This is a genomic window from Litorivita sp. NS0012-18, from assembly GCF_040371945.1.
Taxonomy (GTDB): domain Bacteria; phylum Pseudomonadota; class Alphaproteobacteria; order Rhodobacterales; family Rhodobacteraceae; genus Litorivita.
The window spans coordinates 1,875,445-1,887,179 of record NZ_BAABWS010000001.1; the positions used below are offsets into that span (position 1 = coordinate 1,875,445).

At 57.3% G+C, this 11,735-nt stretch carries 10 protein-coding genes and 1 tRNA gene; 8 read left to right on the forward strand and 3 right to left on the reverse strand.

Going from position 1 to position 11,735, the window contains the following annotated elements; genetic code table 11:
* The first annotated feature begins 53 nt into the window (after nucleotides 1-53).
* Nucleotides 54-1,037, forward strand: a complete 984-nt coding sequence (locus ABWV64_RS09010) for an NAD(P)H-quinone oxidoreductase (RefSeq protein ID WP_353344219.1) — start codon at nucleotides 54-56, stop codon at nucleotides 1,035-1,037.
* Nucleotides 1,038-1,040: 3 nt separating this feature from the next.
* On the opposite strand, the gene ABWV64_RS09015 is transcribed toward ABWV64_RS09010, so the two are convergent.
* From ABWV64_RS09015 to ABWV64_RS09025, 3 genes are all read right to left on the reverse strand, one after another.
* Nucleotides 1,041-1,745 carry a DUF1045 domain-containing protein gene (locus ABWV64_RS09015; protein WP_353344221.1) on the reverse strand — a complete coding sequence of 235 codons (705 nt, stop codon included), beginning with the start codon at nucleotides 1,743-1,745 and terminating at the stop codon, nucleotides 1,041-1,043.
* 42 nt (nucleotides 1,746-1,787) lie between these two features.
* Nucleotides 1,788-2,810 carry a LacI family DNA-binding transcriptional regulator gene (locus ABWV64_RS09020; protein ID WP_353344223.1) on the reverse strand — a complete coding sequence of 341 codons (1,023 nt, stop codon included), beginning with the start codon at nucleotides 2,808-2,810 and terminating at the stop codon, nucleotides 1,788-1,790.
* Between the two features lie 148 nt (nucleotides 2,811-2,958).
* Nucleotides 2,959-5,364 carry a methyl-accepting chemotaxis protein gene (locus ABWV64_RS09025; protein ID WP_353344225.1) on the reverse strand — a complete coding sequence of 802 codons (2,406 nt, stop codon included), beginning with the start codon at nucleotides 5,362-5,364 and terminating at the stop codon, nucleotides 2,959-2,961.
* 330 nt (nucleotides 5,365-5,694) lie between these two features.
* Between ABWV64_RS09025 and ABWV64_RS09030 the strand changes: the two genes are divergently transcribed.
* The 7 genes from ABWV64_RS09030 to ABWV64_RS09060 all read left to right on the forward strand — a co-directional run bounded on the left by ABWV64_RS09030 (nucleotide 5,695) and on the right by ABWV64_RS09060 (nucleotide 11,732).
* Nucleotides 5,695-5,771, forward strand: a tRNA-Arg gene (locus ABWV64_RS09030).
* Nucleotides 5,772-5,927: 156 nt separating this feature from the next.
* The gene (locus tag ABWV64_RS09035) at nucleotides 5,928-6,785 is read left to right on the forward strand and encodes a hypothetical protein (protein ID WP_353344227.1); all 858 of its coding nucleotides are present in this window, start codon (nucleotides 5,928-5,930) and stop codon (nucleotides 6,783-6,785) included.
* Nucleotides 6,782-7,252 (forward strand): plasmid mobilization protein, encoded by a 471-nt coding sequence (locus tag ABWV64_RS09040; protein WP_353344229.1) that lies wholly within the window; start codon nucleotides 6,782-6,784, stop codon nucleotides 7,250-7,252. The genes ABWV64_RS09035 and ABWV64_RS09040 overlap by 4 nt, the downstream gene beginning before the upstream one ends.
* Nucleotides 7,249-8,811 (forward strand): relaxase family protein, encoded by a 1,563-nt coding sequence (locus tag ABWV64_RS09045; RefSeq protein ID WP_353344231.1) that lies wholly within the window; start codon nucleotides 7,249-7,251, stop codon nucleotides 8,809-8,811. Before ABWV64_RS09040 ends, ABWV64_RS09045 begins: the two co-directional genes overlap by 4 nt.
* A 621-nt stretch (nucleotides 8,812-9,432) precedes the next feature.
* Nucleotides 9,433-9,720, forward strand: coding sequence for a hypothetical protein (locus ABWV64_RS09050; RefSeq protein WP_353344233.1), 288 nt, complete (start codon nucleotides 9,433-9,435; stop codon nucleotides 9,718-9,720).
* The gene (locus ABWV64_RS09055) at nucleotides 9,713-10,270 is read left to right on the forward strand and encodes a hypothetical protein (protein WP_353344235.1); all 558 of its coding nucleotides are present in this window, start codon (nucleotides 9,713-9,715) and stop codon (nucleotides 10,268-10,270) included. The genes ABWV64_RS09050 and ABWV64_RS09055 overlap by 8 nt, the downstream gene beginning before the upstream one ends.
* A 352-nt stretch (nucleotides 10,271-10,622) precedes the next feature.
* Nucleotides 10,623-11,732, forward strand: coding sequence for a hypothetical protein (locus tag ABWV64_RS09060; protein ID WP_353344237.1), 1,110 nt, complete (start codon nucleotides 10,623-10,625; stop codon nucleotides 11,730-11,732).
* Nucleotides 11,733-11,735 lie beyond the last annotated feature (3 nt).

An 11,735-nucleotide genomic window follows, 5' to 3' on the forward strand; every position in this document is an offset into this window, starting at 1 on the left:
GCGCCCGCCCGCGCACACCGCCCCCATCACGCCCACCCGAAAAGGAAGACCCCATGAGCGAAACCATGCGCGCGATCGAGATCACCAAAGCCGGCGGGCCGGAGGTGTTGCAACCCTGCACCCGCCCCGTGCCCACCCCCGAGGCGGGACAGGTCGTGATCAAAGTGGCCTATGCGGGGGTCAACCGCCCCGATGCCTTGCAGCGCGCGGGTGCCTATGCGCCGCCCCCCGGGGCGTCGGACCTGCCCGGATTGGAGGCGTCGGGCGAGATCGTGGCGCTGGGCGAGGACGCGCAGGGATGGGCCATCGGCGATCAGGTCTGCGCCCTGTTGCCGGGGGGCGGATATGCCGACTATGTGGCCACGCCCGCGGCGCATTGCCTGCCCGTTCCCGAAGGGATGGACCTGCGCGAGGCGGCCTGCCTGCCCGAGACTTTCTTCACCGTGTTCTCCAATGTGTTTCAACGCGGCGGCCTCAAAGCGGGCGAGGTGTTTTTGGTCCACGGAGGATCGAGCGGCATCGGCACAACGGCGATCCAACTGGCCAAGGCCATGGGCGCGCGGGTCTTTGCCACTGCCGGATCGGACAAGAAATGCGCCGCCTGCGTGACGCTCGGGGCCGAGCGGGCGATCAATTATCGCACCGAGGATTTCGTCGCGGTGATGAAAGAAGAAGGCGGCGCCAATGTGATCCTCGACATGGTTGGCGGCGATTATATCCCTCGCAATATCAAAGCCTTGGCCATGGAAGGGCGTTTGGTGCAAATCGCCTTTCTGGGCGGGGCCGTGGCCGAATTGAACTTTGCCCAAGTGATGATGCGCCGCCTGACGATCACCGGATCGACCCTGCGCCCGCAAAGCGATCTGGCCAAGGCGCGTATCGCCGAGGCCCTGCGCGCCGATGTTTGGCCGCTTCTGGACGCGGGCAGAATTGCGCCCGTGATGGACAGCGAATTTGCCTTTGAGGATGCCGCCAAAGCCCATGCGCATATGGAGAGCAGCACCCATATCGGCAAGATTGTCCTGAAGGTCGGTTGATCCTCAGCCGCCGAGCGGCACCCGCAACATATGGGCAAACCGGCCCTGTGCATCCGAGCGCAAAAGCGTGACCTGCCGCACCTCGAAAGGGGTAGGCAGCAGCGGCGCAAGGATCGGCGCCAGTATTGCGCCTGTTGCGGTGGCTTCGGATTTGGGAAGTTTTCCGGTCAATGTGATGTGGAATTTGAACTGGTCAAAGACATAAGGATAGCCCCAGCGGTCCAGATGCGCGCGCTGCGCCGCGCTCAGATGTGCCGGATTGCGCCGCGCGATCTCGTCTTGCGTCGGCGGCGCGCGAAACCCGTCGAGCCGCTCGACCAATGCGCCCGCAACGCGGGCCAGATCCGCCGTATCGCCGCGCGCCGTGAGCGCCAAGAACCGGCCCAGCTGCGCAAGTTCAAGCCCTTCCATCACCGCAGGGCGCAGATCGCGCGCCGCATCGCGCAGGGCTGTGACCAGATCGTCCTCGCGGCGTCCCTCAGCCAGATAAAACGGGGGCTTTAACGTGCCATGCAATCCGTATTTGCGCGGGGTTTCGGTGATCTGCGCAATCGGGCGGGGCAGCCCGCCGATTTCCGGATGCGCCCGCGCGCATCCCTGCGCCGCATCCCATCCCAGCCACGCTGCGCCGAACTCGGCCAAATCCGAGCCGTCGGGCGGTGTATAATAGATTGCGTAGCGCGGGATATGCGGCGGTTGCTCGGTCATGGGCCTCGCCCTAATGGCGCGATGTGACGCGGTGATGACGTCTTAGCGTTTGAGCGTGTCACCGAAGGAAATCACCGGCGTCATCTCGATTTTCTTGGGCAAATCGGCCTCCGGATCGGCGGTGCGTTGGGCGATGATCTCGGCGGCTTTGCTGCCGATTTCGGTCCGGCAGGCATCCATGGTCGCCAATTGGCGCGGCAGCCCTTGCAGCAATTCCACCCCGTTGAACCCCGCAAGACCGATTTCAGCAGGGATATCCACGCCTTTTTCGAGCAGGTAGAGTAGGCCGCCAGCACCGATCATATCATTGGAATAATAGAGAAAATCAATGTCAGGCGTTCGCTTCAACATGGCTTCGGTCAACTCGCGCCCCTTGGCCAGCGCCGATCCGCCAGAGTAAAACTCTTGGTCCGCCATCTCGATACCGGCCTTGGCCATGACCTGTGTGAAGCCCTCAAAACGTTTGCGCGCGCGGTGGTCGAGCGGCATTTTCGTGCCCAAAAACCCGATCCGCTTATATCCCGCCTCGATGATCGCATGGGCCATTTTCTCGCCTGCAAGACGGTGCGAAATGCCCACTTTGGTGTCGATGGCCATGCCGTCTACATCCATGATCTCGACAACGGGAATGCCTGCGGCGCGCAGCATGGCGCGCGAGGCCTCCGAATGCTCCAACCCCGCGATGATCACGCCCGAGGGGCGCCATGACAGCATCTCGTAAAGCACTTTTTCTTCCTTCTCGGGAAGATAATCGGTGATCCCGACGACGGGCTGCAAATCGGTCCCCTCGAGGGCGCGGCTGATGCCGGTCATCACTTCGGGGAACACCATATTGGACATCGACGGAATGATGACCGCGACCAGATTGACGCGCTGGCTGGCCAAGGCACCGGCGATTTTATTGGGGACATAGCCAAGCTGCTTTGCTGCTTCGAGCACTTTTTTGCGCGTGCTGTCAGAGACATCACCGCGATTTCGCAACACGCGGCTCACTGTCATTTCGGACACGCCCGAAGCTTCGGAAACGTCACGCAGGGTGAGCGGGCGGCTGTCTTGTCTGGTCAATGAGGTGATCCTGAAAATAAGTCCTGCAAATAGGTTAGCGCGAACTGCTGTGAGACTTCAAGCGACCTGCGCATGCAAAGCGCCTGCCGTCGATGCCCGCAGGGCAAATGAAAACCCCGCGCCTGTGACAAGCGCGGGGTTCGAGGGCTTAGAATTCGTCCCAAACATCGTCGTTTATGGCCTGAGCCGTGACCACGGGCGCCCCATTGGCGACCTGTTTGGCAGGCTCCGCGCGCGGGGCGATCGGGGGGGCCGAAACCGAAGGCGCAACGAAGGAGGCGGTTTGGGTTTTCGACTTGTCGATCTTGAAGGAGGCGGAAAGCGCGTTGAGCTTGGCCGCTTCGTTCACCATCAACTTGCCGGTGCCATGGACCTGCGAGGCGACAGAGGCGTTTTTCTGTGTGACGCCGTCCAGTTGGTCGACCGCGGTGTTGATCTCATGCAGGCCGACGGCTTGCTCGCGCGCGGCTGCGGCGATGGAAGAGACCGAGAGCGAGACCTTGTCAAACTCGCCGATCAGGGTTTCAAACGACTTGCCGGCCTTATCCACCAGATCGACACCCGAGGCCACGTTTGTCGCGCTTTCGTGGATCAGAGAATTGATCTCTTTGGCGGCTTCGGAGGAACGCTGTGCCAAGGCGCGGACCTCGGAGGCAACGACCGCAAAACCGCGGCCCGCTTCGCCCGCGCGGGCGGCTTCGACACCTGCGTTGAGCGCCAAAAGGTTGGTTTGGAAGGCGAGATCTTCGATCACCGAAGTCACCTGTCCGATCTTTTGCGAAGAGGAGGAGATTTTATCCATCGCGGCCATTGCGGTCGAGACGGTTTCGCCGCTTACCTGCGCGTCTTGCTTGGCTTTGACCATGACATTGTCGGCCTCCGAGGCGGCCTCAGCCGTGGATTTGACAGAGGCGTTCAGCTCGGTGATCGCGGCGGCGGTCTGCTCAAGAGAGGCGGCCTGCTCAATCGCCTTTTGGCTCAGATCGTTGGAGGCCGTCTCCACCTCGCGGGCATTTGTGTCGATCTCGCCTGCGGATGTGACGAATGCGCTCACGGTTTCATTCAGCCGCGCAACGGCAGAGTTATAGCCTTCGCGCAGGGTCTCGTATTCACCGGCGAATTTGGTCTCGATGGGCGCCACAAGGTTGCCGCCTGCCAATTGTGCGATGGCGGCCTGCATTTCGGTCACGACAACGACTTGCTGCTGGTGGTGGATTTCGTTCAATTGCCGCACTTCCTCGGCTGCGGCGAGCTTTTGGCGCAGGCTGTTGAGGTTGCGCGCCAAATCGCCGATATCTTCACTGCGATCCCGATGGGGAATTTCTACCGTCAGCTCGCCGTCCGTCATCTTGGTCAAGGCCTGCCCGACATTGCTCAGCGGTTTGGCGACACTGCGTCCGATCAATGTGCCCGCGACACAGACCAAGACAACAAGAATAAGCATTTGGATGATCAGGTACTGGCGCAGCTTGTGCACAGGAGCAAAAATCTCGGCGCTGCCCTGTTCGATGACGATCATCCAGTCCGCGCCATGGAACGATACCGTTTCGACCAAAGCCCAGACGTCCAATCCGTTGATGCCGATCGAATGGATGAATTCATCGGTGGTGCCCGCCAAGGCCGCTGTAATATGATCAGAGGCGGTGATGTGATCCAGTACATGCGGCCCATTGACCTCGTCGCGCGCCGGCGATCGCATCATGAGATCTTTACCCACCAAGAAGGTTTGCCCCGTCTCGCCAAGCCCGTCGACCGAATGCATAAGGTTTGAAATCTTACCGCTCGGCATTTGGAAGATCATCGCCCCGATGCGGCTGCCGTCTTCGGCAAAGAGCGGGGTGCCGATAAAGGCCGCCGCCGCGCCGTTGCTTGGCCCGTAGGCTTCGAAATCGGCAAAAGCGATGTCGCCGGATTGAAGCGATGTGGTTTGTTTGAAAGTGTCTGCAAGGCGGGTGTCAAACCACTGGCCATGGTTCAGGTTGGTGGCAAAATCTGCCTCTTTGAACACCGAATAGACCACGTCGCCGTCATTGTTTACGAGGAAGATATCGTAATAGCCGCGCGATTGTTGGAGTTGACGGAAGTAGCCATGGTATTTGTCATGGATACGGTCATAGCGCGTGCCGGTTTCGGCCTTGTCCAGCTTGTCCTTCTCGCCGGTGGGGAAGGGATTGTTGCTGATGTAAGCGGATTGGAGCGCCCGTTCTTGATTGCTCTCAAGCTCGTCCCAAGCGTGATCAAAGAACATCTGCGCAGTGACGACCGTGGGGTTCTTCGCCTGCGTCAGCACATCGCTTTCGATGGTTTCGAGCAAGCTTTCCAAGGCCTCTGTGCGTGTCTTGAGGTTGGAGTGGAATTTGTCCTCCACCTCCGCTTCCAACAAAGATTTCGCATCCAAAAAGGCGGTAAAGGTCAAAGCAGACGCACCGACAAAGCCCAAGAGGCCAATGATCAAGGGCAACCGAACGGCCAATCGCAGGTTGCCGAACCACGACAGAGGGTTTTTCGAACGCGGGCGAATATCCGCAGTTTCGCTGTTGGAGGTCTGAGTCATCGCTTTTCCTTTACACCACATCAAACTGTGCCTGCCCCTCGGGTTGGCGTCAGCTTGGACAGAAGCGCCCGCGAAAGGGCGGGTCTGGAGTGAAGGGGTAAAGGATACTCTCTTAAAACGCGCTTAATCGCGCTGCGGGTTGTGGGGCGCGGGCCCAATACAAATGAAAAATTCTAATGAAATTGTTTGGCTCTGATCGGGGCGCATGAGGGCCAAGAGCACTCAAAGAGCGGATATCCGGCGGCGGGGCATCGATGCGTACCATGAGCGGATGACAAACAGCCCGGAGCGCGTTAAAGCAAATCCGCGCAACCGGATCACCGCGCAAAAGGCCCCGTGGCTCAACTGGATAGAGCAGCCCCCTCCTAAGGGGCAGGTTGCAGGTTCGAATCCTGCCGGGGTCGCCAAAAACACTTGAAAAATATGGATTATTTACAGGACGTTGTGCGGAAGCATGCAAAAAGTCCCGTGAGCTTTCGCGGCGAAATCGGCTGAAACGGCCGATTTCTCGTACAAAACCTGTACAAAATTCGCACGTTTGTGCGTATCTCGGGGGGTAAATCATGAGCCGCCATAGCTTTGATCCCGAGATCGCCGGACGCGTCGGTCTGAACGCGGCCGTCATCTTTCAGAACATCACCTTCTGGATCGAGAAGAACCAAGCCAATCGACGTAACCTTCGCGACGGGCGGTATTGGACCTACAATTCCATCTCGGCCTTTGGTGAGTTGTTCCCCTATCTGAGCGAAAAGCAGATCCGAACAGCGCTCGAAAAGCTGGTCAGCGCAGAGCTGATCATCAAGGGCAATTTCAGCGATGACCGCTATGACCGAACCTGTTGGTATGCCCTGGGCAACTCCATTTGCCCAAATGGGCAAATCGATCCGACCGATAGGGAAAATGATGCATTTGCCCCTGAGGGCAAGCCATCTGCCCCAGAGGGCAAATCCTATAAGAACAGATATAAACCATATCAAAAACCAAATCCTTCGCACGCAAAGGCGGCGGTGGAGGATGAGATTTCAGAGAAGATTTTGTGCGCCTATCCCGAGGATCGCATTCGCGGCAAAGCGGTTTGCATTTCACAAATCCGCCAAGCGTTGGCCGACGGAGTGGATGCCAAAGACTTAGAGGACGCCGTGCGGTCCTATGCGATCGAGAGCGAAGGCTTCACCCGCTCGAAAGTGTGCTTCTCCGACAACTGGTTCAGCTCTGGCCGCTGGCTAAAATACCTTCACGACGTCGAGGAGGCACGAGAAACAGGTAAAGCCAAAGAGGCCGAACTGCTGAAAGGCTTGGCCGATTGGGTCACGGACCGCCATCCGTTATGCCGCCACATCACACCCGGCCAAGTGACCGCTTTGCTGGCTGCAAACCTGGTCAGCCCTGCTGAAATCGAGGCGGCGGGGCTCAGAGCATGAGTGCGACCGATGCCCACAAAGAGCAGAGAGCAAGGTTACCCACCGATTACATCGGCGGGACTTGTGAGGGGCGGCAAGCCTCCCCTTCAAACCCCAACCAGACGCGCGCAAGCGGCGTCAAAGAGGGCTTTTCCGAGACCGTGATCTTTCGATGCACACCGTCGGAAAAGGCAGCGCTTGTGGCCAAGGCGCGCGCCGCTGGCCTGCCCAATGCCACGCTGATGCGCGAGGCCTTGGGGTTGACCGAGGCACGTCGGCGCAAGCCCGTCCCTCGCGTTGACCCGAAGCTGACCTTTGCGATTGCCCGTGTCGGCGGCAACCTCAATCAGCTCTCCCGTTGGATCAACAGCGCGGTCAAATCCGGACGTGCGAGCCAGATCGATGCCCTCAGGGTCGCGGCACAGCTGGTGGTCATCGAGCGGCAGTTGGCGCAGATCGTGGCGGCGTACACTGGCGGTGACGCTTGATCATCTCGTTCTTCTCCACTGGCACCGGTAGCGGTGCGGCCCCCGTTGAATACCTGACCGCGCGCGAAGTTCTGGCCTATGACGAGAACCGCAATCTGATCCGTGATAACAACGGCCAGCCGCAAACCAAGATCCGCGACCCGCTGCCCGAGGTGCTGCACGGCAATCCAGACCAGACCCGCGACCTGATCGACGCGAGCCCCAACAAGTGGAGCTACACGGCGGGCGTGATCAGCTTTGCCGATAGCGATGATCCCAGTCCCGACGCCCAGCAAGAGGCCATTGAGCTATTTGAGGCTCTGGCCTTTGCTGGACTGGACAGGGATCAATACGATTGTCTTTGGGTGCGCCACTCGCATGAAGGCAACGTCGAGCTGCACTTCTGCACGCCACGCCTTGAGCTCAGCACCGGCAAGGCGCTGAACATCGCACCGCCAGGCCATGAGAACGCCTTTTCCAGCCTGCGTGATTTGATGAACAAGACCCACGGTTGGGCAGACCCTTTGGACCCCGAACGCGCCCGCGAAGTGAGGGCGACGATTGAAGCGATGACGCGCGCGCAGGGTCGCGACGCGCTGCACGAATGGATACTCGATCAGATCAGCGTCGGCATCATCACTGACCGCGCTAGCATGATCGACGCACTCACTGACGCGGGCTTCGAGATCCCCCGTGCCAGTAAAGATTACATCACCGCCAAAGACCCGGACACCGGTGAACGCTGGCGCTTGAAAGGAGAGATTTTCCATGACGACTGGCAAGCCGAACCGCCTCGCCGAGAAATTGAACGCGGACTTGGAGACAATACGCAGCGACCACGCCGCCTTGATGGCATCTCAGCTGGAGAGCTTCAGGAGCGATTTCAGCAGCATTGCGACCAGCGCGCTACATACAATCGAGACCGATATCAGGTTCTTTCTGAGCGACAGCAGGAGCGAGTTGGAGAGGCGGAGCGAGACGATCAGGCGCTGGTTGACGATCTCACCCTGGGTGATCGTGGCGATGGTCTCATCCTGGATCGCGACAGTGCTGATCGCGAGTTGGCTTTGGACGGGTTTGATTTCGCGCTCGGAGATGGCGGGGCTTGGCCTGACACGGATCGAACAGGCTGGGCAGACATGGGTGACGCTGGAACCGAACCGGACCGAACTGAAGACCTGCACGATGGCGCAAACGCCCATCATCTGCATCGAGATCAAGGAGCCTTAGATGACCAAGCCACCGACAACACCCCTGACAGCATTGGAACGCGAATTACTCGCATCCGTCGAACGGTTGGTGACGGCCTGCGAGAGCTCAGCCAAGGAATTGCACGCCTTGGAGAAACGCTCAACCAGCAGGATCGAAAGCAAGGTGAATGGCTTGGCGCATTGCGTGGCGCTATTGATGAAATCACATCTCACGTCCGTCACCATATTGGCCGACTTGCTGCGCGAGGAACAGAACTACGAGACGCTTCAGGCGGGATTAGAGACCAGCTGGAAACTAGCGAAAGACGCCGAGAAGCGGCTGAACGAGAGCTAGACGTGCGGGGCATGGGCAATAGGCTCAGACACTAGATGCTATAGAGAGGTTGATGTGATTTTCCCTCCGGCCGTTTGCTTTGACGTACTTATACGGGTGGACTTGGATCTAAGTGGAGCGCCCGCGCAGAGTAACTTCAGATCACCGAGTGCCAAGCATTTGACACATTTACTTGTCAGGTTAGTGTTGCCTTGGCGAGTTTATCAAGGTAGATGCCCGCCACCATGACTATGCGTTTGGTCCTTTTAGCCTGGCCGGGTTTTTAGGACGGGTATGAGCGGCAATGGGAAATCACAGACTCCCACCGCCCATACCGAAACCTGTAATAAGCGCGAACGCTAACCGGTTTGGGCCATGAGCACTTTGGCATGAGGCACCTCCTTGTGTTGAAGCGCAAAGACGGGCTTTACTCCCCGACGACACACCGCGCGTCATCGCCTTCGATGCATGCGGAGGTTGTTACAAGGTGGTGACGGGCACCTAATCTGGAATCACCACGATTTCGTGTCGTGGTCAAGCTGCACCTAGGAAAAGTTCGGCTTGATAACCACTTGTAGAGGTGTGAAAAGCACTCTGATGAAGCTTGCCGTTGCGAATTTTTTTCTTTGTGTTTTCACATTTTGCTGCAACAGTGAGGCAAGAAGCGGGAGAGATCGATGGACATTCCAGTGGAGTTGAAGGACTTTCTGAGCACTGTTTTAAAAGAGAAATTTCCGGAAGAGATGATTTCTGAGATTTCTCTGGACGACGTGACAGTGGATCAAGAGGCCGGCGAAATTCGGATCACCTTGACTGTCAGCACCCAAATTGCGCCAGAAGATTTTGCCGATGAGTACTTTGGTCTCACTCATTTGATGCAACGTAAATTCAAAGATCGGTCTGCGGCTCTGAGCAGCTTCTTCCCGATCATCACGCCTGTTTTTGGCCAAGGAGCTCATGCCTGATACGTCTCTCGCTGACGCCTATTTGGAAACCTCGAAGGCACTTGTTGAAAATAATGGTGGCAATCCGAGCCAGGCGGATATTCGGAAAGCTATCAGTTGCGCCTACTCTGCGGTTTTCCATGCACTTGCTTGCGAAGCCGCCGACATGCTTGTTGGGAAGCCGGTAGAGGGTCGTTCTAACAAGGCTTGGGTTGAGGTTTATAGAGGCTTAGGCCACGGAACTTGCCAAGACGCTTGTCGAAAGTCCAAAAATATCGATTTCCCGGATGGGATAGCGAACTTTGCAGGTGCGTTTGTTCAGCTTCAGGATGCAAGAAAAAGAGCTGACTACGATCCGATTGCGAGGCCAAGTTCTGAGATCGCTAGATTTTGCGGAAGGTTAGCGCGAAATGCGATCGATGCTCTAAGAAGTGTGCCTGACTATGATAAAACTGCATTTGCTACATATGTTTTGATCACTACTCCGGGAGCAAATCACGCGCGCGACATCCATAAAAAAGGTAGTGAACGCGGTTTGGAAGGAATTTTTGAAGCAGGGCCAAAGAAGTAGTCTCTTCTGCATTTTTTCGATTTATTATTGAATACCTGTTCCGTGATCTCCGCGATTGGCAAGCGGTGATAGCTTGCCTCAATTGCTCTTTGGAGTGCAGAAGCGAGTGGTATCCCAGTCTGTCGAAGCGCTAAGGTAGCGAACACTCACCGTATGCTGATTGTACAAATGAACGGAGTCAGCTGCTTGACGAAATCGACCGAAGCTAATATCAAAACTTTGGCCTTCACGCAGGCCGGTGTGCCCGCCATGCAAAGCTAAGCAGCGTATTCAGCTTTGAATTGACACACTGCGCAAGTGGCGCGGGATGATTAGCAGCGGGCACCTAGTCAGATCCTTTTGGAGATGACACATGACAGACTATCAGATGAAAAAGATTAGAACCTTGGGCAAGCGGTATGCGCGTGCGACTGCAATGGCACACACTGACGCTTTGAACCTCCTGGCCATGGAGTTTGGCTTCGCTCACTGGAAAGCTCTTACGGATGAGGTGAAGGAAGGTTGGCAGCCGAGTGAAGAAGCGCTCGCTCAGGTCGAAGAATTCGTGCGCAAAGCAGGTGCCATACCGGATGCAAGAAATGACGCCTCGCACTTCCACGAACCAGAACCGGAAAACGGAGAGCTTTGCGGTCATCAATTTCAGATTGGAAGCTCGCTCGGGGATGTTTTCGTCTCGGGGAACGGATGGGATTTGCGCATTCCAGAAGCTCCCTTCAAAGCACCTATTGTTGAAATTGATGAACGCTACGCAGAAACCAGCCCAGTCAAAGATCCAAGCTTTCTGGCCAAACTTATTGAGCTCGCACAAGAGCGCAGTAAACGGATCCGCGCGCAGATGGCAGTCGATTGGCCGCGTCGGTCGACAAAAGCAGATCTCGACGGCGTAGCAAGACATCCACTGCGAGGGGGAGAAGCCTCAACCTGGTACTGTCACAGCTGTGATGCACAAATTGCTGGTTCACAATTGGCTGAGAACTATTGGCATTGCCCCAACTGCGGCACGCACCCTCTCAACATCCACGCTGAGCCGTTTGATGATCAGCTTCCTAGTAAGCCAGTGCAGACGCCAGTTGCGGCGCAACGAGAGAAGCCGGAGGTACGGATTGTGGAACCTAGGCTTACTCTGCACTTGAACGAGGAAACCGTCTCGACATTGATCCGGTGTGCTTTGCTCGAGGATGCGGCATCAGTCAACGAACGGCTAGGCGCAATGCGAGCAGAAATCAGCCTCTTAGACGGAGAAGAGGTTTTGATCACATTTGACGAGATGTGGCCTGAAAACAAGGAGCCAACTTCAGCATTGGCGGTCGCAGAAAAGCTGGGGCTTGAAGTTGAGCAAGAGGTTTCGTTTTCAACGGGGCCATTTGCTTGGCCGGACTTGGGACACATGACTTCAGGCACCGCAGATTTTACCGAAGCACTGCTGAAGGCTTATGAAAGCCGCGGTGTGATCAAGCGGTGATGC

Bases quoted from the DNA above. Each gene is read 5' to 3' on its own strand.
- ABWV64_RS09025 (WP_353344225.1), bottom strand. From the start codon at position 5,364: ATGACTCAGACCTCCAACAGCGAAACTGCGGATATTCGCCCGCGTTCG.
- ABWV64_RS09015 (WP_353344221.1), bottom strand. From the start codon at position 1,745: ATGACCGAGCAACCGCCGCATATCCCGCGCTACGCAATCTATTATACA.
- ABWV64_RS09035 (WP_353344227.1), top strand. From the start codon at position 5,928: ATGAGCCGCCATAGCTTTGATCCCGAGATCGCCGGACGCGTCGGTCTG.
- ABWV64_RS09040 (WP_353344229.1), top strand. From the start codon at position 6,782: ATGAGTGCGACCGATGCCCACAAAGAGCAGAGAGCAAGGTTACCCACC.
- ABWV64_RS09050 (WP_353344233.1), top strand. From the start codon at position 9,433: ATGGACATTCCAGTGGAGTTGAAGGACTTTCTGAGCACTGTTTTAAAA.
- ABWV64_RS09010 (WP_353344219.1), top strand. From the start codon at position 54: ATGAGCGAAACCATGCGCGCGATCGAGATCACCAAAGCCGGCGGGCCG.
- ABWV64_RS09060 (WP_353344237.1), top strand. From the start codon at position 10,623: ATGACAGACTATCAGATGAAAAAGATTAGAACCTTGGGCAAGCGGTAT.
- ABWV64_RS09055 (WP_353344235.1), top strand. From the start codon at position 9,713: ATGCCTGATACGTCTCTCGCTGACGCCTATTTGGAAACCTCGAAGGCA.